Source organism: Pedobacter nyackensis, from assembly GCF_032678475.1.
In the GTDB taxonomy this organism is placed as follows: domain Bacteria; phylum Bacteroidota; class Bacteroidia; order Sphingobacteriales; family Sphingobacteriaceae; genus Pedobacter; species Pedobacter nyackensis_A.
This window is the reverse complement of sequence record NZ_JAVTSF010000004.1, coordinates 348,879-369,548: the sequence shown is the minus strand read 5'-3', so window position 1 is coordinate 369,548 and position 20,670 is coordinate 348,879. Positions and strand designations below refer to the sequence as shown.

Annotated in this window: 19 protein-coding genes; 17 read left to right on the top strand and 2 right to left on the bottom strand. The window is 39.1% G+C overall.

Annotated elements, in window-relative coordinates; all coding sequences use genetic code 11:
- Nucleotides 1-4 precede the first annotated feature (4 nt).
- A complete protein-coding gene (locus R2Q84_RS15575) occupies nucleotides 5-1,915 on the top strand; it encodes an AAA domain-containing protein (protein WP_316817496.1) in 1,911 nt (636 codons plus the stop codon).
- 27 nt (nucleotides 1,916-1,942) lie between these two features.
- Here R2Q84_RS15575 and R2Q84_RS15570 read toward each other — a convergent pair whose 3' ends face one another.
- The gene (locus R2Q84_RS15570; protein WP_316817495.1) at nucleotides 1,943-2,218 is read right to left on the bottom strand and encodes a hypothetical protein; all 276 of its coding nucleotides are present in this window, start codon (nucleotides 2,216-2,218) and stop codon (nucleotides 1,943-1,945) included.
- A gap of 120 nt (nucleotides 2,219-2,338) precedes the next feature.
- On the opposite strand from R2Q84_RS15570, the gene R2Q84_RS15565 reads away from it, so the two are divergent.
- A complete protein-coding gene (locus R2Q84_RS15565; RefSeq protein ID WP_316817494.1) occupies nucleotides 2,339-3,919 on the top strand; it encodes a M1 family metallopeptidase in 1,581 nt (526 codons plus the stop codon).
- Here the strand turns inward: R2Q84_RS15565 and xrtY are convergent, their stop codons facing one another.
- Complete coding sequence (gene xrtY / locus R2Q84_RS15560; protein ID WP_316817493.1) at nucleotides 3,920-4,435, bottom strand: exosortase Y; 516 nt, start codon at nucleotides 4,433-4,435, stop codon at nucleotides 3,920-3,922. It lies immediately after the preceding gene.
- 135 nt (nucleotides 4,436-4,570) lie between these two features.
- Here xrtY and R2Q84_RS15555 point away from each other — a divergent pair, with 135 nt between their 5' ends.
- From R2Q84_RS15555 to R2Q84_RS15485, 15 genes are all read left to right on the top strand, one after another.
- The gene (locus R2Q84_RS15555; RefSeq protein ID WP_316817492.1) at nucleotides 4,571-5,173 is read left to right on the top strand and encodes a DUF1269 domain-containing protein; all 603 of its coding nucleotides are present in this window, start codon (nucleotides 4,571-4,573) and stop codon (nucleotides 5,171-5,173) included.
- An 80-nt stretch (nucleotides 5,174-5,253) separates the two neighbouring features.
- On the top strand, nucleotides 5,254-6,249 hold the full coding sequence (gene gap / locus R2Q84_RS15550; RefSeq protein ID WP_316817491.1) for a type I glyceraldehyde-3-phosphate dehydrogenase: 996 nt from the start codon (nucleotides 5,254-5,256) through the stop codon (nucleotides 6,247-6,249).
- Complete coding sequence (locus R2Q84_RS15545; protein WP_316817490.1) at nucleotides 6,242-6,673, top strand: GNAT family N-acetyltransferase; 432 nt, start codon at nucleotides 6,242-6,244, stop codon at nucleotides 6,671-6,673. Before gap ends, R2Q84_RS15545 begins: the two co-directional genes overlap by 8 nt.
- Before the next feature lie 43 nt (nucleotides 6,674-6,716).
- Entirely contained in the window at nucleotides 6,717-7,910 is a 1,194-nt protein-coding gene (locus R2Q84_RS15540) for a phosphoglycerate kinase (RefSeq protein WP_316817489.1), read from the top strand.
- A gap of 201 nt (nucleotides 7,911-8,111) precedes the next feature.
- On the top strand, nucleotides 8,112-8,585 hold the full coding sequence (gene mraZ / locus R2Q84_RS15535; protein ID WP_316817488.1) for a division/cell wall cluster transcriptional repressor MraZ: 474 nt from the start codon (nucleotides 8,112-8,114) through the stop codon (nucleotides 8,583-8,585).
- Complete coding sequence (gene rsmH / locus R2Q84_RS15530) at nucleotides 8,575-9,480, top strand: 16S rRNA (cytosine(1402)-N(4))-methyltransferase RsmH (protein WP_316817487.1); 906 nt, start codon at nucleotides 8,575-8,577, stop codon at nucleotides 9,478-9,480. Before mraZ ends, rsmH begins: the two co-directional genes overlap by 11 nt.
- Nucleotides 9,477-9,899, top strand: a complete 423-nt coding sequence (locus R2Q84_RS15525) for an FtsL-like putative cell division protein (RefSeq protein WP_316817486.1) — start codon at nucleotides 9,477-9,479, stop codon at nucleotides 9,897-9,899. Before rsmH ends, R2Q84_RS15525 begins: the two co-directional genes overlap by 4 nt.
- Nucleotides 9,889-11,991, top strand: a complete 2,103-nt coding sequence (locus tag R2Q84_RS15520; protein WP_316817485.1) for a penicillin-binding protein — start codon at nucleotides 9,889-9,891, stop codon at nucleotides 11,989-11,991. Before R2Q84_RS15525 ends, R2Q84_RS15520 begins: the two co-directional genes overlap by 11 nt.
- Before the next feature lies 1 nt (nucleotide 11,992).
- The gene (locus R2Q84_RS15515; RefSeq protein WP_316817484.1) at nucleotides 11,993-13,447 is read left to right on the top strand and encodes a UDP-N-acetylmuramoyl-L-alanyl-D-glutamate--2,6-diaminopimelate ligase; all 1,455 of its coding nucleotides are present in this window, start codon (nucleotides 11,993-11,995) and stop codon (nucleotides 13,445-13,447) included.
- A complete protein-coding gene (gene mraY, locus R2Q84_RS15510; RefSeq protein ID WP_316817483.1) occupies nucleotides 13,447-14,697 on the top strand; it encodes a phospho-N-acetylmuramoyl-pentapeptide-transferase in 1,251 nt (416 codons plus the stop codon). The genes R2Q84_RS15515 and mraY overlap by 1 nt, the downstream gene beginning before the upstream one ends.
- Nucleotides 14,697-16,040 (top strand): UDP-N-acetylmuramoyl-L-alanine--D-glutamate ligase, encoded by a 1,344-nt coding sequence (gene murD, locus R2Q84_RS15505; RefSeq protein WP_316817482.1) that lies wholly within the window; start codon nucleotides 14,697-14,699, stop codon nucleotides 16,038-16,040. The genes mraY and murD overlap by 1 nt, the downstream gene beginning before the upstream one ends.
- Before the next feature lie 3 nt (nucleotides 16,041-16,043).
- Nucleotides 16,044-17,213, top strand: a complete 1,170-nt coding sequence (locus tag R2Q84_RS15500) for an FtsW/RodA/SpoVE family cell cycle protein (RefSeq protein WP_316817481.1) — start codon at nucleotides 16,044-16,046, stop codon at nucleotides 17,211-17,213.
- A gap of 50 nt (nucleotides 17,214-17,263) precedes the next feature.
- Entirely contained in the window at nucleotides 17,264-18,379 is a 1,116-nt protein-coding gene (murG, locus tag R2Q84_RS15495; protein ID WP_316817480.1) for an undecaprenyldiphospho-muramoylpentapeptide beta-N-acetylglucosaminyltransferase, read from the top strand.
- Entirely contained in the window at nucleotides 18,379-19,731 is a 1,353-nt protein-coding gene (murC, locus tag R2Q84_RS15490) for a UDP-N-acetylmuramate--L-alanine ligase (RefSeq protein WP_316817479.1), read from the top strand. The genes murG and murC overlap by 1 nt, the downstream gene beginning before the upstream one ends.
- Nucleotides 19,724-20,668, top strand: coding sequence for a cell division protein FtsQ (locus R2Q84_RS15485; protein ID WP_316817478.1), 945 nt, complete (start codon nucleotides 19,724-19,726; stop codon nucleotides 20,666-20,668). Before murC ends, R2Q84_RS15485 begins: the two co-directional genes overlap by 8 nt.
- The last annotated feature ends 2 nt before the right edge of the window (nucleotides 20,669-20,670 follow it).

Here is a 20,670-nt window from a genome sequence, read left to right as displayed (position 1 = left end):
GCGGATGCCTTATTTTAAAAAACTGCTTGATCTGCTTAAAACGGAGCGTGAAGAGGATTTACAAGCTTATATCAAACAGAAGGAAACGCTGTCTGTTGCGGAACGCAGAGCAAATGGCTTAACCTGGTATCCCATTGCTATCCGTGGATCGGAAATGAGCAGAGGCGATTACCTGACTGTTGAGGTGGAACGTACCACACACCAGGATCTGCAACATCAGTTGCGGTTCGGCATGCCGGCGGTATTGTTTTCTAATCATGATCCTAAAAATGATAGGGTAGAAGGAGTTATTGCTTATCAGGGTGGTAACCGACTAAAAATTACGTTGCGTACAGATGAATTGCCGGATTGGACCAGAGATGGTAAATTAGGTGTAGATGTACTTTTTGATGATCACAGCTATGACGAAATGCAGTGGGCTGTTAAATCTGCTGAGCTGCGGAATAAGCAGGCTGATGATCATCATTTGATAAAAGTGTTAATGGGCACAGACGCGCCTTCATTTGCAGACGATATTTTTCATTATCGCATTGATCAGTTGAACGAAATTCAGCAGCAGGCTGTAAACAGGATTGTTGCTGCAGAGCAGCTGGCCATTGTGCATGGCCCGCCGGGAACGGGTAAAACCACTACACTGGTGCAAGCTATTAAAGCATTAATTAAACAGAAAGGCAAGCAAATTCTTGTCGTTGCACCAAGCAATACAGCTGTTGATTTGTTAAGTGAGAAATTGGCAGATGAAGGTTTGAATGTTTTGCGTATAGGTAATCCTGCCAGGGTCTCAGAGAAACTATTTTCTCTAACTCTGGATAGCAAAATGGCTGCTCATGCCAGTATAAAAGAAGTTAAAGACTTGAAAAAGCAGGCTTCTGAGTATAAGAACATGGCCCATAAGTACAAAAGGAATTTTGGAAGAGCAGAAAAAGAGCAACGTAAGGCGCTTTTTGATGAGGCGCATAAAATCATGAAATCTGTAGCCAATACGGAACAGTATATCATGGAGGACCTGATAGAGAAGGCGCAGGTGGTAACGGCAACCTTAGTTGGGGCAAGTCATTATACCATTAAAGACCGAAAGTTTGATACGGTGGTTATTGATGAAGCTGGTCAGGCACTGGAACCTGCATGCTGGATACCTATATTGAAGACACAAAAGGTTATTTTGGCAGGTGATCATTGCCAGCTGTCGCCTACCATAAAGTCGAACGAAGCAGCAAGAGCAGGCTTAAGTATTACATTGCTGGAAAAGTGTGTCGCGCTGCACCCGCAAGCTGTTGTTTTGCTGGAAGAACAGTATAGGATGAATACCCAGATTATGACTTATTCCTCGTCTGTGTTTTATGAAGGGAAGTTGAAAGCACATGAATCTGTTGCCGGACACTTGTTGTTTCCTGATGATACAGCATTGAACTTTATTGATACTGCCGGCTGCGGTTTTGAAGAGCAAACAGAAGGAACAAGTACTTACAACACCGAAGAGGCTGTGTTTTTATTAAAACACTTAACGCAGCTGGTTGTAAAACTAAGCTTGATTTACAACAAGGAGAACTTTCCTACAATTGCTGTAATTTCTCCTTATAAACATCAGATCCATGTGTTAAAGGATTTATTGTTGAATCATCCGGTTTTGCAGTCGTATATGCATAAAATTTCAGTCAATACAATTGATAGTTTTCAGGGGCAGGAAAGAGATATTGTTTATATCGGACTTACCCGTAGTAATGCTGATGGTGTAATCGGGTTTCTATCTGATATCAGGCGTATGAATGTGGCGATGACACGGGCAAGAAAGAAACTCGTTGTAATAGGGGATAGCGCAACACTATCGAGATTACCTTTTTATGCTGATTTTATTACTTACGCTGAAAAAGCTGATGCTTATCAGAGTGCCTGGGAATTTGCAGACATAGATTAATGTTAGCATAGGTTGAGGCAGTGGTGATTAATCCTCATCAGATTGATCACCACTGCCATATTTTTCTGAGTAATCCCGGGCATTTTCATCCGCTTCGGCATTTCCCTCTCTCTCGCTTTCTAAGTTGCGATCTAAGCGGTCATTCCATTTATCTAATCCATCAGGGTGAATGCGCTTCTTTGTCAGATTAACATTTACCTTTTTTGCATCTTTTGCTGATGTGGCATTTTCAGGTTCAGCACCTTTCGCTTTTTTCCGGTCGGCCAGTTCTGCTTTTTCTGTTTTCGATTTAGGAGCTTTCATTGGAATGCGATTTATACGTTTACTATCATTAAACAGTAGGGAGTACAATAGGTTTTGAAAAAATTATTATCTTTCCCACCCTGACGATACTACAGGTTGTTAGACATATAAAATATACCTATGAAAAAGTGCTTGACTCTCCTCTTGATTTTTTTTAGCTCCTTTGTTTTTGCACAGGAAAAATACTGGCAGCAACAGGTCAGATATAATATTGATGTAGCTTTAAACGATCAGGAAAAATCGTTAAAGGGATTTGAGAAAATTGTTTATAAGAACAATTCGCCTTCAACACTTAATTTTATCTGGTTTCATATCTGGCCAAATGCCTATAAAAATGAAAATACCGCGTTATTTCATCAATTAAAAAATGATACTACAAGGGCTGAGAAGCTGGAAAAATATACGTACGGTAGTATAGAAGGATTAAACTTTAAAATAAACGGAAGAGTTGCTGCTACAGAAGCGCATCCTAATCCTCAATATATTGATGTGATTAAGGTGAAACTTGCTACGCCATTAAAGTCTGGAGATTCTGTAACTATTACTACCGACTTTAAAGTGAAATTACCTTCTTATTTTTCACGATCTGGTTTTGCCGATGGAGAGTTTATGATATGTCAATGGTATCCAAAACCTGCTGTTTTTGATAAGAATGGCTGGCATGAGTTTCCATATCTGGATATGGGTGAGTTTTACAGTGATTATGCTTCTTTTAATGTGAATATTACAGTTCCTTCAAGCTATGTGGTAGGTGCAACGGGTGTTTTGCAAAATGCAGATGAGCTGGCTATGTATAAAAGCTTAGGTGCAAAAAACGTAGCTAACCGCGATGCTAAGCCTGTGCTTTACACCCCGAAAATTAAAACCGGCGTTAAGAAGTTAAATTATAAAATAAATAATGTGCCTGATTTTGCGTGGTTTGCCGACAAGGATTTTGTGATTCAGTATGATACGTTAAAGCTTGAATCCGGAAGAGTGATCGACGCATTTACCTATTATCATAACAAAGACAGTACTTTATGGAATTATAGTGTTGATTATGCCAAGGATGCGGTCAAGCGTTACAGTAAGTGGATTGGTGAATACGAATATCCGGTTGTGCAAGTGGTAGAGGGGCCTAAAAATAACTCCAGTGGTGGAATGGAATATCCGACGATAACGCTGATTACCAGCCCTGATGCGAAAAAAGAATCGCTGGATGCTGTAATTGCTCATGAGGTAGGTCATAACTGGTTTATGAGTATGTTAGGTAGCAACGAGCGTCAGCATGCCTGGCAGGATGAGGGCTTAAATACCTATTTTCAGTTTAGATATGAGGCTGAAAAGTATAGGTCGAACTCTATATTTGGTGATGCCATTCCAATCGAAGTTCAGGCGCTTCCCGTTAAGGATTTTCTCGCATCTATTTACGGTGCGTTGAGTGGAATTCCAATGAAGTCTGCCATCGATATTCCCTCGGATAAGTTTACGACCTCTGATGAGTATAGTACTGCCTCTTACCTTAAGACTGCCTTGTGGTTATATGTGTTGGAAGATGGAGTGGGTAGAGAAAAAATGGATAATGCTTTTAAGTTGTATTTTAATAAGTGGAAAGGAAAACATCCGCAACCTGGAGATTTGAAAGCAGCTTTTGAAGAGTCGCTGGGTATTAATCTGGATAGGTATTTCGACCTGTTGAACAAAGAAGGAAAGTTTGAATAATTAGGTATTTACCCATTTGTACATCACCGCTAATAGTATTATATATAAGACCACATTGAAAATGTCATGATGGTTTGCCGAAAATATGGTTACCTGGGGATTGTAAAATAAAGGTAGGAGTATAAATCTGCATAGATTTAAAATTAGAATTACCAATAATCCGGTGAGCAGGAAAGTAAGGCGAGAACGGATTGGCTTTGGAAATGAGAGTGTAAATGCTGAAAAGCAACTCATGATTCCATATCCGAGACAGGAATAAACAAGCCGGAACCCTGAGTGTCCCTGAACTTTTAAACTGATCTCGGTAGTGGAAACCGTGTAACCCATTATTTCAAGCGCTTTTGCTGCTACGGATATATAAAGGTTGCGCCATATTGCGATGTAATTACAGTGCTCATCGAGGAATGGAATATATAATCCACCGGGACTGACTATTCCTATATAGCCTATGTTGAAACCATAAAAAGTAAGGAAAAGCAACAAGAAACGTAGTATAAATCTGGTTCCTTCATTCATATTGTTGGTAATAGGTATTCCTGATGATTTCTACCTTTCTTTTTCATTTCGTTAATGCGAATTTATTTATAATGGATCAAACCAGCCACAAAACAAAGCTTCTGTTTCATTTGTCTTATTTTATATATATAAGATATGGAAAAGATAATTCACGCCCTGTTTGATAATGAGATTGAAGCATTCAGAGGATTACACGGATTACAGCAATTGGATTTGGCTGAAGACCTGTCTTTGGGAGAGTCATATTTGTTAAGCAAAAATGAAGCAGGGGAAACGTCTATAAAATCTGCAAGAGATAAGGCTGAAGGATCTGGTGCGGTAGGCGGTGCACTGGTGGGTGGAATGATCGGCCTTTTGGCGGGACCTCTAGGTTTTGTTGTCGGCGTTGCAGGAGGTATGATTGCGGGGTCGGCAGGCGAAACATTGCGTGCTGAGAATAGGTCGGATTACCTGGATGTGGTGTCTGCGAAGATTCCGGCAGGTAAATCATTACTTATAGCACATGTGTGGGAGGATTGGCAGACTCCCGTTGATGCAGTATTAAATCCTATTGCGAATCAAGTTGTTCGTTTTGAGGTTCATGATAAAGTTTTTGACGCTGAATACCAGGCTAAGCAATATGAAGCCTGGATAAGTAAGAGAGTAGAACCTGTGAATGACCCTGAAAAACAACAACGTTTGGAAAGTCGTTTAAAGGACCAAAAAAAGAGACTCTCCGAGGTGAAGAAAGATAAATAATCTTATTTATTTATGACGGATAATACTACCATAGATTTAAAGAATATGGGTACTTTTGCGCGCATATTTATACGAGCAAAATGAAATTAGCGATTAATGGTTTTGGAAGAATAGGGCGTATTTTTTTACGTGCTGCACTTGAGCGAAATATCAATGTTGTTGCGATAAACGACCTTGGTGATATAGCTACGCTTGCCCATCTTTTTAAGTACGATACGGTTCATCGTGGTTTTAAAGGTGATGTTACTTATGAGGAAGGCGCCTTAATCATTAATGGCAAAAAGATTTATGTGTATGGCAAGGCTAAACCTGAAGATTTGCCATGGGGTGATTTAGGTATAGACCTTGTATTGGAGTCGACAGGTAAGTTTACGAGTCGTGCCGGTGCTGAACTACATTTGAAAGCAGGGGCAAAACAGGTGTTGATTTCTGCACCCTCTACAGATAAAGATGTGCCAATGGTAGTGCTCGGTGTAAATGATACTGAGGTAGATTTTAGTTCTCCTATGCTTTCAAATGCTTCTTGTACCACCAACAATGTCGCTCCTATGGTAAAGATATTGGACGATAACTGGGGGATATTGGATGGTTATATTACGACTGTGCATTCTATGACTGGTGATCAGAATTTGCATGATTCACCGCATAAAGACCTAAGAAGGGCAAGGGCAGCCTCGGCCTCTATCATCCCTACCAGTACTGGAGCTGCCAAGGCTATTACAAATATTTTTCCTCATCTGGAGGGAAAACTTGGTGGTGCGGGGATAAGAGTACCGGTGTTGAATGGGTCGCTAACAGATTTTACCTGCATCTTAAAATCGCCTACCACGATAGCCGAAATTAATTTAGCTTTTAAAAGAGCGGCCGAACATGAAATGAAAACTATTGTAGAATATACTGAGGATCCTATTGTTTCCGTCGATATTTTAGATAACCCTCATTCTTGTGTTTTTGATGCACAGCTTACTTCTATTGTTGGTGATCTTGTAAAAGTTGTGGGTTGGTATGACAACGAGTCCGGTTATTCTACCAGATTGGTTGATGTAGTACAGCGAATTAAGAAAAACTATGATTAAATATATATCTACCGGGGATACTCTTGATTTAAGGAATCGGGTGTTAAGAAACAATGCAGGGATAGATAAAAGTATTTTTCCAACAGATGGAAATGACGGAAATTTTCATCTGGGAAGGTTTATTGGTCATAAAATAGTATCTGTTGCTACTTTTTATCCTGAGGATTGTGTAGAAATAGGTGATGGAGGCTTCAGATTACGGGGGATGGCTACCGATCCGGATTTTTCGGGGAATGGTTACGGGGCTGAACTGATTAAATTTGCAATTAATGAGCTAAGATCTGTTAATGCTTCTTATATTTGGTGTCATGCGCGGAGTTCTGCCGTCGGTTTTTATAAAAAGCTTGGTTTTGAAGTAATTTCCGATGAATTTGAAGTGCAGGGCATAGGTCCGCATTTTAAAATGAGCAAGGCCATTTCATAGATAAACGCAAACCAAACCGTATTAATAAAACAAAAGATTTAAAATGAGAACAATCGATCAGTACAATTTCAAAGATAAAAAGGCTTTAATCAGGGTGGATTTTAATGTCCCTTTGGATAAAGATTTTAATATTACGGATGATAAGAGAATGCGTGCTGCATTGCCTACGATCAATAAAATATTGAATGATGGTGGTGCTGTAATTTTGATGTCTCACTTAGGTCGTCCTAAAGGCGGACCTGAAGATAAATATTCGCTGAAACATATCCTGGGTGATTTATCAAGAATGCTTGATCTTCAAGTGAAGTTTGCTAATGATTGTATTGGTGCTGAAGCGACTGAAAAAGCAAGAAATCTTGAGCCTGGTCAGGTGTTACTTTTGGAAAACCTTCGTTTTTATAAGGAAGAAGAAAAAGGTGACCGTGACTTCGCTGAGAAATTAGCTAAGTTAGGAAATGTATATGTAAATGATGCGTTTGGTACAGCGCACCGCGCACATGCTTCCACTGCAATTGTTGCTGAGTTTTTCCCGACAGATAAATACTTCGGTTATTTAATGGCTGAGGAATTGAAAAATGCTGAAAAAGTAAACCATGGTGCTGATAAGCCTTTCACTGCTATAATGGGTGGTGCTAAAGTATCTGATAAGATTTTGTTGATTGAGAGCTTGCTGGATAAAGTAGATAATCTGATTATTGGTGGTGGTATGGCGTATACTTTTGCAAAGGCTGCGGGCGGTGAGATCGGAACCTCTCTGTTAGAAGAAGATAGAATGGCGCTATGTCTGGAGTTGGTAGAGAAAGCAAAAGCAAAAGGTGTGAACTTATACTTACCGTTAGATACTGTTATTGCAGATAAGTTTGACAATGAGGCAAGTAAAGGGACTGTTGATACAGGTCAGATTCCGGCAGACTGGATGGGCCTGGATATTGGTCCTAAAACCATTGAGTTGTTTTCGAAAGTGATCGCTGGTTCTAAGACTTTGCTTTGGAATGGGCCGATGGGGGTTTTTGAAATGGCAAATTTTGAGCAAGGTACACGTGCTGTTGCTGATGCCGTTGTTGCTGCAACCCAGGAAAATGGTGCTTTCTCGTTAATTGGTGGTGGCGATTCTGCTGCAGCTATCGCTAAATTCAATTTAGAAGATAAAGTAAGTTATGTTTCTACAGGTGGTGGAGCATTACTTGAGTATATGGAAGGTAAAGAGTTGCCTGGCGTTAAGGCGATTAACGGTTAAGGTTAAGACTTATTTTTAGGACAGGCGTTTCGTTTTTACGAGACGCCTGTTTTTGTTTCCCACCATATTTTCTGCGTTTTTGATGCTTTAAAGGCAGAAAAATATTGGTATGAATTATGTTGATAATTTTTTGTGGTAGAATGTGGTAAAAAGTGGTAGAAATATCTATTTTTACACTACATAAAAAGTGCACATATAAAAATGGTTCAACTGTTAGGAGAATTTGATTGTAAATTAGATGCGAAAGGCCGCTTGATGGTCCCTTCGGGTCTGAAAAAACAATTGCCTAATGTTGAGGATGAGGGACTTGTAATTAACCGTGGTTTTGAAAAGCATTTGGTTCTTTATCCCAAAAAAGTATGGGAAAGCATGGTGGAGGAGATGAGCAAGTTGAACCAGTACGAACCAAAAACAAGAGAGTTTATAAGATATTTTACCCGTGGCGCGACGGCTTTAACGCTTGATGCTGCTGGAAGGGTTAATTTGCCGAAGTCTTTATTGGAGTCTGTAGGTATTGAAATTAGTGATGATCTTGTTTTAGCTTGTCAGTTTGATAAGATTGAAGTTTGGTCTAAGAAAGCTTACGAAGCTTTGTTTGATAGTGAGCCTGAGAATTTCGCTTTCCTTGCTCAGGAAGTAATGGGAAATAAGAATAGGGGGGAAGATGGAAAATAATTACCACGTACCGGTTTTATTAAAGGAGTGTATCGATGGTTTGAATATTAAGCCAAATGGCGTCTATGTGGATGTGACTTTTGGTGGTGGTGGACATTCTCGTGAGATCCTTAAAAATTTAGGTAAAGACGGTGTTTTGATTGCTTTTGATCAGGATCCTGATGCGCAAAGAAATAAAATCGATGATCCGCGTTTCCATTTTGTGGATCAGAACTTTGCCTTTCTTAAAAATAATCTTCGTTTACTGGGTTTTAAAGCTGTTGATGGTATTCTGGCCGATTTGGGTGTTTCTTCTCATCAGTTTAATGAACCTGAAAGAGGTTTTTCTACAAGATTTGATGCGGCTTTAGATATGCGTATGGATAAGCAAGGTAAGTTGACGGCTGCCGATGTTTTGAATACTTATACTGAAGATCACTTGCATAAAATTTTCGGTATTTATGGGGAGGTTAAAAATGCGAAGTCTTTAGCAAGGGTTATTGTGACTGGTAGAGTTGATCGACCAGTTTTGACGCTTGCGGATTTTAAAGCAGTTGCTGCTGCTCATATTCCAAAAGGTAAAGAGCATAAGTATATGGCTCAGGTTTTTCAGGCTTTACGTATTGAGGTGAATGCTGAGATGAAGGTGCTGGAAGATTTTTTACTTCAGACGGCTGATGTATTGAAGCCAGGAGGGCGTTTGGTGGTGATGTCTTATCATTCGCTAGAAGATAGGCCTGTAAAGAATTTTATTGCAAAGGGAAAAGTGAGAGGTGAAGTTGATAAGGATTTTTTTGGTAATGAGCAAAAGCCTTTTAAAGCAATAACAAGAAAAGCAATCGTAGCTGATGAGCTTGAGTTGCAGGAAAATAGTCGTTCAAGAAGTGCGAAGTTAAGAGTGGGGGAAAGGTTATGAACAACAGGTTTAGGGAGCATCTTGATGAAGAGCCGGAATTAGAGGAGGAGATTGAAGTTAAGGTTAAGCCCAGGCCTAAACAAAAAGAACTTGAAAGTAGTAATGCTTTTTTTAAAAAGTTGTTTACTGAAGGTGTGGTAAGTAAGGAGTCGGCTACGGAGATGTTGCCGTTTTTGATATTTCTTTCGGTTTTATGTATGCTTTACATAGCCAATAGCCATATGGCGATTAAGAATATTAGGAATATTGATAAACTAAATAAAGAAGTAAAAGAGCTGAGTTGGGAATATAAGTCGCTGAAGGCTGATCTGATGTTTAAGAGTAAGCTGACAGAAGTAGCTAAGAAAGTAGATACGTTAGGAATTAAAGAGTTAACTGAGCCACCAAAAAAAATTGTAATAAACAGTAATGAATATTAGAGATAACATATTATTGCGTGTTTATCTGTCTTTCGGACTGATTGTACTGCTTGCCGTGGCAGTGTTGGTCAGACTATGCGATGTACAGTTTGTGGAGGGACATAAGTGGCGTGCCATGGCCGATAGTCTCTCTACAAAGTATATCAACATTGATGCCGCGAGAGGAAACATCTATTCTGTAGACGGAAGTCTGCTGGCTACCTCTATTCCGGAGTATGAGTTAAGGATGGATATGTTTGCGGGTGGAATACAGGATAATGATGTTTTTAATGAAAAGGTAGATTCATTGGCTTTCAGGTTGTCCGGATTCTTTAAGGATAAAACGCCTAAAGAATATTCGCGTTATCTGCGGGCTGCCCGTAGGGATAGCGTACGCTATTTGTTGATTAAACGTAAGGTGGGATATCAGGAATTGAAAACAATCAGAACTTTTCCTTTGTATAATATTGGTAAATATACAGGGGGGTTGATTGCTGTTCAGCAAAATAAAAGGATCAGGCCATTTAAATTCTTAGCGGCCAGAACAATTGGTTATAAGAATGAAAATGTGGCTAATGGTGTTGGTTTAGAGGGCGCCTACGGCGATTACATCAATGGTGAGAGTGGAAAGAGATTGGTGCAGCGTATTTCAGGCGGAGTTTGGATGCCTGTTAATGATGAAGCTGAGGTTGCGCCTAAGGAGGGAGCAGACATTATATCTACTATCGATATCAATATGCAGGATCTTGCACAAAGTGCATTGGAGAAACAATTGAAAATTAGTGATGCAGACCATGGTACCGTGATTTTGATGGAGGTGAATACCGGCGAGGTTAGGGCTGTAGCTAATTATACCCGGGTGAGTGAGGGTGTTTATGAAGAGAAATTTAATTACGCAATAGGCGGTAGCCAGGATCCTGGCTCTACTTTTAAGCTGGCTTCGTACATGGCTTTGCTGGAAGATAAAAAGGTAGATACCAATACTTTGGTGGCTACCGGTGATGGTACTTATCGGATTCCTGGGCATACCATTAGAGATTCTCATGGCGGTATAGGTACAGTGACTGTAATGAAGGCTTTTGAGCAGTCTGCAAATACGGCAATTGCTAAATTGGTAAATACACATTATCAGGATAATCCTTCTCAGTTTACTGATCATTTGTATGATATTCATATGAATGAGAAGTTGGATTTGCAGATTCCGGGTGAAACTAAGCCTGTGATTAAGAATCCGAAATTTAAGAGCTGGAACAAAAATATGACTTTGCCGCAGATGGCTTATGGTTATGAAATGCAGATCACACCATTGCAAATGCTGGCATTTTACAATGCTGTAGCTAACGACGGAAAATATATTTCTCCAATTTTTGTAAGAGAGATACGTCGTTTGGGTAATCCGATAGAGCAATTTCAGGCAAGGGTAATTGCTGATCAGATTTGTTCTGAAAAAACCGTTAAAAAGCTACAGGCGATGCTGGAAGCGGTAGTGACTAAAGGGACTGGTAAATTGATGGGTTCTCCTTTATATAGGGTTGCCGGGAAAACTGGTACCGCGCAGGTTGCTGATGGAAGTAGAGGTTATAAAGGAAAACGAAGCTATCAGGCTTCATTTTGTGGTTATTTTCCTGCCGATAAACCTAAGTATTCTATTATCGTATCGATTAACGGTCCGAAAAATGGTTATTACGGTGCTACCGTGGCTGGACCAGTATTTAAGGAGATTGCTGATCGTATATATGCAAGTGATATGGAGATGTACAATAGCATTCCAGAACATTATGTAGGGAATACGATTAAACCTGAAGCCAAAGCTGGTCATAGTAAGGCGGTTAAAAGAGTTTATAATGCTTTAGGTATTAAAGCTTTGTATGCTGCTAAGTCAGACTATTTTAATAGTGTAGATACCAGTAATGGGATTGTTTATGAAGAATATAACGCTGTAAAAGGTGTGATGCCTGATGTAAGTGGAATGGGCTTAAAAGATGCTTTGTATCTATTAGGGAATTCGGGCTTAAAGGCAAAAGTGAAAGGTAGTGGAAGGGTTGTGAATCAATCTATTGCTGCCGGGAGTAGAATAGGAAAAGGATTATCAGTACAAATAGAATTACAATAAGATGCAGCTGCAGGAAGTTTTATATGGAGTAACAATAACTAACCTGGTTGGGCAAACCAACAGGGAGGTAGGCGTTTTGACGTTTGATTCGCGGCAGGTGAGTAAGGATGCTGTGTTTTTTGCGATTAAAGGTACTTTGTCTGATGGTCATACTTATATCGATGGTGTGATCAATGCAGGAGTCTCTGTGGTGGTGTGTGAAGAGGTGCCTCAAGGTCTTGTTGGTGGAGTGACTTACATCCAGGTAGCAAATAGTTCTGTTGCCTTAGGTAGAATGGCAGCCAATTTTTATGGCAATCCGTCTTCCAAACTACAATTGGTTGGAATTACAGGAACAAATGGTAAGACGACTATTGCAACTTTGCTTTTTAAATTATTTAGGGAGCTTGGTTATAAAGTTGGTCTGATCTCAACTGTTGAGAATCATATTAACGACCGTGTTATTCCAGCTACACATACTACACCAAATCCGCTTGCATTAAATTCGCTTTTGCAGGATATGGTTGATGCGGGTTGTGATTATTGCTTTATGGAAGTGAGTTCTCATTCAGTAGTTCAGCACCGAATAGAAGGCTTGAGCTTTGTGGGAGGTGTGTTCTCTAATATTACTCATGATCACCTGGATTTTCATAAAACGTTTGATAATTATATTAAAGCTAAAAAGGCATTTTTTGATGTGTTGCCTGCGTCAGCATTTGCGCTTACCAATCTTGATGATAAGAATGGAATGGTGATGCTGCAAAATACAAAAGCTTCAAAAAAGACCTATGCATTGAAGCAATTGGCTGATTATAAAGCGAAAATTGTTGAGAACAGTTTCAATGGTTTACATCTGGAGATAAATCATGCTGATGTTTTCTTTAAACTGGTAGGTTCATTTAATGCCTATAATTTATTAGCAGTTTATGGAACGGCAATGTTGCTCGACCAGGACGAGTTGACGGTATTGACGACTTTGAGTAACCTGAGTGGTGCAGAAGGTAGGTTCGATTATATCGTTTCAAATGGTATTATTGGAATTGTAGATTATGCACATACACCTGATGCTGTTCAGAATGTATTGAGCACGGTACAGGATATTAGAAAAGGAACAGAGCAGGTAATTACCATTATAGGTTGTGGTGGTGATCGTGATAAGACTAAACGGCCGATCATGGCTCAGGTGGCTTGTGACTGGAGTGATAAAGTGATTCTTACTTCAGACAATCCAAGGACGGAAAACCCACAAACGATAATAGAGGAAATGGAAAAGGGGGTTTCTCCAACAAACAGACGTAAAACTTTGAGTATAACAGATAGAAGGGAAGCAATTAAGACAGCATGTCATTTGGCTAAACCAGGTGATATTATTTTGCTTGCAGGAAAGGGACATGAAAAGTACCAGGAGATAAATGGGGTTAGGTATCATTTTGATGATAAGGAAGTATTATTGGAACAACTAAACTTGATCAGCTAATGTTATATTATTTATTCGAATATCTGAACCAGCATTACGATTTTCCGGGATTGAGATTGTTTCAATACATCACTTTCCGTACTTCACTGGCGGTGATTATTTCTTTGATCATTACCACTGTGTATGGCCGGAGGTTAATCAATTATCTGCAAAAAATGCAGGTTGGAGAAACGGTGAGAAACCTGGGGCTGGAAGGGCAGATGCAAAAGCAAGGTACACCTACAATGGGTGGAATTATCATTTTGCTGGGGATTCTTGTACCTACATTATTATTGGCTAACCTGACTAATATCTACGTAATACTGATGATTGTTACTACGATTTGGATGGGTGTGATCGGCTTTGTTGATGATTACATAAAAGTATTCAGAAAGAATAAAGAAGGTTTAGCTGGCAGGTTTAAAATAGTTGGACAAGTTGGTTTGGCATTGATTATTGGCTGGACCATGTATTTTAATCCAAATATCGTGGTTAGACAAACGGTGGATGAAGCAAGTGTTTCTAAGGCTGCTACCGTACCGATGGTTTTGAGACAAAAAGGAGAGAGCTTTTATTACACGCAAGATGTAAAATCGACTTTAACCAACGTCCCTTTTTACAAAAATAATGAGTTTGATTACGCTAAGGTTTTGAAGTTTTTAGGCCCTGGTTATGAAAAATATGCTGTTTTAGTTTTCTTGATTTTTGTAGTGATTATTGTTACTGCAGTATCAAACGGAGCTAATATTACAGATGGTATTGATGGTCTGGCAACGGGTACATCGGCAATTATTGGGATTACACTCGGTTTGCTGGCCTATGTTTCTGGTAATACGGTTATTGCAGACTATTTGAATATTATGTATATACCTAATTCGGGTGAGTTGATGATATTTGCAGGGGCCTTTGTAGGGGCTTGTGTGGGGTTTTTATGGTACAATTCCTATCCTGCGCAGGTATTTATGGGCGATACCGGAAGTTTGGCCATAGGTGGGATTATTGCTGCTTTTGCTATTATGATCAGGAAAGAGTTACTGATTCCGGTTTTGTGCGGAGTTTTTCTGATTGAGAACTTATCGGTAATTATACAGGTCAGTTATTTTAAATACACAAAAAGGCGTTTTGGAGAAGGTAGAAGAGTCTTTTTAATGTCTCCATTACATCATCATTATCAGAAAAAAGGATACCATGAAGCTAAAATTGTAACGCGTTTCTGGATCATCGGAATTCTATTGGCAATTATTACCATCATCACTTTAAAATTAAGATAATGGAAAAGCAGAGAATAGCAATTTTAGGTGGTGGAGAAAGTGGTGTAGGTGCTGCAATGTTGGCGCAGAAACATGGTTTTGACGTGTTTCTGTCTGATTTTGGTGCAATCCCATCCCAGTATAAAGAGAAGCTGCAGGAACTGGATATAGTTTTTGAAGAAAATAAACATACAGAAGCTGAGATTCTTAAAGCTGTTGAGGTGATTAAGAGCCCAGGTATACCAGATACAGCTGGTATTATCATGGCGATTAAAGCGAAGCAGATTCCTGTATTGTCTGAAATTGAATTTGCCAAACGTTATACAAATGCGAGGACCATTTGTATTACAGGGTCAAATGGTAAAACAACTACGACGATGCTGACTTACCATATTTTAAAGAAGGCCGGATTGAATGTAGGTCTTGCTGGAAATATCGGACATAGTTTTGCTGCGCAGGTTGCAACTGAAAACTTTGACTGGTACGTACTGGAAATATCCAGTTTCATGCTAGACGATATGTATAAGTTTAAAGCAGATGTAGCTGTTTTATTAAACATAACGCCAGATCATTTAGATCGGTACGATTATAAATTAGGGAACTATGCTGCATCGAAAATGCGCATTACCCAGAATCAGAACAGTGACGATGTTTTTATCTACTGTGCTGATGATGAAGAGACTTTAAAAATCTTAAAAAACACTAAAGTAAATTCTAAAATGTATCCCTTCTCAATTAGAAAGAAGATTGAGAGCGGAGCATACCTTGAAAGCAACAACATACACATCAATATAAACCTAAACGATCCATTAACTATGTCTATTACAGAATTAGCCCTACAGGGAAAGCACAATATTTATAACTCTATGGCCTCGGGCATAGTAGCTAAAGTATTAGATATTAGAAATAGTTCTATACGTGAGAGTATGGGCGATTTTAAGAATATTGAGCATAGGTTGGAGCATGTGGCGAAGATCTCTGGTGTGGACTACATCAACGACTCAAAGGCTACAAATGTAAATTCAACCTGGTATGCACTGGAAAGTGTAGGTGCTGACGTAATATTGATTATGGGTGGTGTTGATAAAGGTAATGATTACGAAATGCTAAAAGATATGGTTCGCCAGAAGGTAAGGGCAATTGTATGTTTAGGTAAAGATAATAAGCGGATTCATGAAGCTTTTGAAGATGATGTGGAAATTATTGTAAACACGTTTTCGGCACATGAGGCTGTTCAGGTTGCTTATCACCTGGCAAAAAAAGGGAATACGGTATTGTTGTCTCCTGCATGTGCAAGTTTTGACTTGTTTAAGAATTATGAAGACCGCGGTAACCAATTTAAGGCTGCTGTTAAAGAATTATAGATTATGATTGCAATAAATAATCTTCTGAATAAAACGAAAGGTGATCGCTGGATTTGGCTGATCATTATCCTTTTGTCTATGATCTCTATATTAACTGTATATAGTGCTACGGGTACTATTGCCTATAATAAAGGAATCACGGTAGAGAAATATTTATTGTTTAAGCATGTGATTTTTGTGGTGATGGGTATTGGGATGATTTATATCGCCCATTTGTTGGACTATAAATACTATGCTGGTATATCGAAAATATTAATGATTATTACTATACCATTATTATTGTATACGGCGGCATTTGGTGAATCCATAAATCATGCTTCTCGTTGGGTTAAAATTCCTGTTATTGAGTTGACATTTCAAACTTCAGATTTGGCTAAGCTGGCCTTAATAACTTTCTTGGCAAGAATGCTTACTAAGAAACAGGAAAATATTAAAGATGTAAAAAAAGCATTTATTCCAATAATGGGATCTGTGTGTGTAATATTTGTATTAATTGCCTGGGCAAATCTTTCTACGGCGTTGATGCTTTTTGGAGTGAGTATTTTGTTGCTAATTATCGGAAGAATTAGTATTAAGCAGATTCTGATGGTTTGTGCCGGCGGATCGATATTGCTGTTGTTTATTGTGTTTCTTGGTCCGAGATCTGAAACATATAAATCAAGGGTAGAATCATTTTTGCATCCTGAAAGGCAACATTCAGATAAAACTTTCCAGGCAGACCAATCTAAGATTGCATTGGCAACAGGAGGGGTGTTTGGTAAAGGACCTGGAAATAGTACGCAAAGGAATTTTCTACCCCACCCTTATTCTGATTTTATTTTTGCAATTATCGTTGAAGAATATGGCTTGATGGGTGCGCTGACAATGTTAGTGCTTTATATGGTTTTACTCTATCGCTGTATCAGGATTGTAACCCGAAGTCCGAAGGCTTTTGGTGCATTGCTGGCTGCAGGATTGAGTTTTAGTTTAACCATCCAGGCTTTTGCTAATATGGCGGTAGCTGTAGGATTAGGACCGGTTACTGGAGTTCCTTTGCCATTGGTTAGTATGGGGGGGACTTCAATTTTATTTACAAGTATAGCTTTTGGCATTATTCTGAGTGTAAGTAAAGATGTTGAAGAAAACGTAAAAGGTAAAAAGGTTGTTGTTGGTGAGATTCCGGCAATGGCATAACAGATTAGAGGAAGAATAAAGGTTAAGGAGCAAGGATAAAAGATATAACAATGAGACCAACAAGGGTAATTATTTCAGGAGGCGGTACTGGTGGGCATATATTCCCGGCCATATCTATAGCCAATGCGTTGAGACGCATGGAGCCTGGCTGTGAAATTTTATTTGTTGGGGCAACTGGTCGCATGGAGATGGAAAAAGTTCCTGCGGCGGGATATAAAATTGTCGGTTTAAATATCAGTGGTATACAGCGCGGTTCAATTGCAAAGAACTTAAGTTTGCCATTTAAGCTATTTGGAAGTGTTCGAAAAGCACTACAGTTGATCGCTGATTTTAGGCCAGATGTAGTCGTGGGTGTAGGTGGATATGCTTCCGGACCAATTCTTTTTGCAGCGTCATTAAAGAAAATCCCTTACCTGATACAGGAGCAAAACTCTTACGCGGGTATAACCAATAAATGGCTTGGGAAAAAGGCTTCAAAAGTTTGTGTAGCATTTGATGGAATGGAACAGTTTTTTCCTGCCGACATCATACTTAAAACTGGTAATCCGGTACGTAAAGATGTGGTTGATGTTTTAAATAAACACCATGCTGGTGCGGAATTGTTGAAGCTTGATCCTTTAAAGAAAACCATTTTGGTTACAGGAGGTAGTTTGGGCGCCGCTACATTAAATAAGAGCATTGAGAAACATATTTTGGAGTTTTTAGATGCTGATGTGCAGCTGATCTGGCAAACTGGTAAATTTTATTATAAAGGAATCGTTGAGCGTTTAGGACTTGATTTTAATCCAAATGTTAGGATTCTTGAATTCCTGAATAAGATGGATCTGGCTTATGCTGCAGCGGATCTGATCATTTCAAGAGCAGGAGCCGGAACTATTGCGGAGTTGTGTTTGATAAAAAAACCGGTGATATTGGTGCCTTCTCCAAATGTGGCTGAAGATCATCAGACAAAAAATGCAATGGCGCTGGTGCATAACAATGCTGCGCTGATGATTGCGGATCGTTCGGCTGAGGATACGCTGGTGTCTGAAGCTTTAAGTTTGCTTCATGATAAAGAAAGAAGTAAAATGTATAGTGAAAATATTGGCAGGATGGCATTGCCTGACGCGGACGATCTGATCGCGCGTGAAGTAATGCAGCTTGTAGGAAAGGAGGGAAGGAGCTGATGGAACTGAATAATATTAAACGTGTTTATTTTATTGGTATCGGTGGAATAGGTATGAGTGCCATTGCCCGTTATTTTGCAAAACGTGGTTGTCTGGTTTCTGGTTACGATAAAACCCGGACTGGCCTTACGACAGCATTAGAGCAGGAAGGTATTTTAATATCCTATGTAGATGATCATTCATTTATCCCCGCTGATTTTACTGAAAATAATGAGCAAACACTTATTGTTTATACGCCGGCTATACCGGTAACTTCAGTCGTTTTAAATTATTTTAGAGATAAGGGATTCGATTTAAAGAAACGTTCAGAAGTTTTAGGGATAATCAGTAAAGGTCAGTTTTGTATTGCTGTAGCTGGAACCCACGGCAAAACGACGACATCGTCTATTATTGCGCATGTGTTGACGCATACTGGCTATGGTTGCACTGCTTTTTTGGGCGGTATAAGTAGTAATTATAATAGCAACTTCCTGATTGGGGATAACAATGTTGTTGTTGTAGAAGCAGATGAATACGACCGTTCATTTTTAACACTTCATCCGGATATTTCTGTGATCACTTCTATGGATGCCGATCATTTGGATATTTATGGAGATGCAGCACAGTTAAATGAGTCGTTTGAGTTATTTGCGGGACAGCTGAAAGAGGATGGGAAATTGTTTGTCAAGGAGGGGTTACCTTTAAATGGGATTACTTATAGTGCAAATTTAGATTCGTCTTTAAAGGCAACGAATATTCATGTTGAAAACGGGAATTTTGTTTTTGATTTTGAAGATGGGTATACAAAGATTAAAGACCTGACACTTTTATTGCCCGGGAAGCATAATGTGGAAAATGCAGTAGCTGCAATCGGTGTTGCATTGAGTTTAGGTATTCATCCTAAAAGCATTAAAAAAGCTATAGCTGCATTTAAGGGTGTAAAAAGAAGATTTGAATACATTGTAAGATCTCCTGAACATATATATATAGATGATTATGCACATCATCCGGAAGAACTTCGGGCATGTTTTGATGCAGTGCGTCAATTGTACCCTGAAAAAAAGCTTACTGTAGTTTTTCAGCCTCATTTGTTTACCCGTACCCGTGATTTTGCGGATGAGTTTGCGAAAGTTTTGAGCACGGTAGATAACTTATTGTTGCTCGAGATTTACCCGGCACGCGAGTTGCCTTTGCCTGGTGTGAATTCACAGTTTTTGCTGGATAAAATGTCGTTGGTCAATAAACAGATATTAGGAAAAGAATCTGTTCTGGAATATGTGAAAGATAACAAGCCTGAATTGCTTTTAACAGTTGGAGCAGGTGATATAGATACATTAATACAACCACTTAAAGCCATTTTGACCCATGCTTAAAAGGATTAATTGGAAGCTCATTTTTAAATGTTTTGCCTGGGTTTTTTGCCTGACAGGCATGGTTGTGCTGATGGGGTTCATCGATGCAAAGAAAAAAACGGTGGTTTGTACTAAAGTTAAAATATTGATTCCGGGTGCAGATAACTTTATAGAGCGCGAGGAAATTGATGCAATTTTAAAACAAAGCGAAGGCTCGCTGATTGGTCGTAATCTGGCTGGGATCAATCTGCAGCATATTGAAAAAAGTATCATCGCAAATCCATACATCGCTTATGCTACTGTGTATGCGGATATGAATGGAGTAATACAGATTTCTGTTCAACAGCGTCAGCCGGTTTTAAGAGTGATTAACTCCGCTGGACAGGATTACTATATAGATAGTGATGGATTGAAAATGCCTGTTTCGCCCAATTTTACAGCTAATGTATTAGCTGCAAATGGGAATATTATGGAGCATTTTAGTGGTAAAGTGGATACGCTTATTACTAAACTAGCTGTGGATCTGTACAAGGTGGCACTATATGTAAAAAAAGATACCCTTTGGGATGCACAGATCGAACAATTGTTCGTGAATAATGTAAAGGATATTGAAATGACGCCCAGGTTGGGGAACCAGCGCATTATTTTAGGTAGTGCTGATTCATTGGAAACGAAGATGAGAAACCTGCGTGTTTTTTATAAGAAAGCAATGCCTAAAGTGGGATGGAACACTTATAAAACCATCAACGTAAAATACATCAATCAGATTGTATGTGAAAAAAACAAGATTGATTCAATAACTGGTGAAGTCATCAAGGAACGTGTTCCGGGCGAAACCAAAAAAGATAATAAAGTAATAGATTCTATTGTTCGAAGAGAAATTGCTACGGACGTGAAAAATAGAGTAGTTAAAATAGATACCAGGAATACAATTAATAAACTCAACAAATCGATATAGTT

Bases quoted from the DNA above. Each gene is read 5' to 3' on its own strand.
- murG (WP_316817480.1), top strand. From the start codon at position 17,264: ATGAGACCAACAAGGGTAATTATTTCAGGAGGCGGTACTGGTGGGCAT.
- R2Q84_RS15555 (WP_316817492.1), top strand. From the start codon at position 4,571: ATGGAAAAGATAATTCACGCCCTGTTTGATAATGAGATTGAAGCATTC.
- R2Q84_RS15540 (WP_316817489.1), top strand. From the start codon at position 6,717: ATGAGAACAATCGATCAGTACAATTTCAAAGATAAAAAGGCTTTAATC.
- R2Q84_RS15520 (WP_316817485.1), top strand. From the start codon at position 9,889: ATGAATATTAGAGATAACATATTATTGCGTGTTTATCTGTCTTTCGGA.
- R2Q84_RS15485 (WP_316817478.1), top strand. From the start codon at position 19,724: ATGCTTAAAAGGATTAATTGGAAGCTCATTTTTAAATGTTTTGCCTGG.
- murD (WP_316817482.1), top strand. From the start codon at position 14,697: ATGGAAAAGCAGAGAATAGCAATTTTAGGTGGTGGAGAAAGTGGTGTA.
- R2Q84_RS15545 (WP_316817490.1), top strand. From the start codon at position 6,242: ATGATTAAATATATATCTACCGGGGATACTCTTGATTTAAGGAATCGG.
- xrtY (WP_316817493.1), bottom strand. From the start codon at position 4,435: ATGAATGAAGGAACCAGATTTATACTACGTTTCTTGTTGCTTTTCCTT.
- R2Q84_RS15500 (WP_316817481.1), top strand. From the start codon at position 16,044: ATGATTGCAATAAATAATCTTCTGAATAAAACGAAAGGTGATCGCTGG.
- gap (WP_316817491.1), top strand. From the start codon at position 5,254: ATGAAATTAGCGATTAATGGTTTTGGAAGAATAGGGCGTATTTTTTTA.
- R2Q84_RS15565 (WP_316817494.1), top strand. From the start codon at position 2,339: ATGAAAAAGTGCTTGACTCTCCTCTTGATTTTTTTTAGCTCCTTTGTT.
- R2Q84_RS15570 (WP_316817495.1), bottom strand. From the start codon at position 2,218: ATGAAAGCTCCTAAATCGAAAACAGAAAAAGCAGAACTGGCCGACCGG.
- R2Q84_RS15575 (WP_316817496.1), top strand. From the start codon at position 5: ATGCCTTATTTTAAAAAACTGCTTGATCTGCTTAAAACGGAGCGTGAA.
- rsmH (WP_316817487.1), top strand. From the start codon at position 8,575: ATGGAAAATAATTACCACGTACCGGTTTTATTAAAGGAGTGTATCGAT.
- mraY (WP_316817483.1), top strand. From the start codon at position 13,447: ATGTTATATTATTTATTCGAATATCTGAACCAGCATTACGATTTTCCG.
- R2Q84_RS15515 (WP_316817484.1), top strand. From the start codon at position 11,993: ATGCAGCTGCAGGAAGTTTTATATGGAGTAACAATAACTAACCTGGTT.
- R2Q84_RS15525 (WP_316817486.1), top strand. From the start codon at position 9,477: ATGAACAACAGGTTTAGGGAGCATCTTGATGAAGAGCCGGAATTAGAG.
- mraZ (WP_316817488.1), top strand. From the start codon at position 8,112: ATGGTTCAACTGTTAGGAGAATTTGATTGTAAATTAGATGCGAAAGGC.
- murC (WP_316817479.1), top strand. From the start codon at position 18,379: ATGGAACTGAATAATATTAAACGTGTTTATTTTATTGGTATCGGTGGA.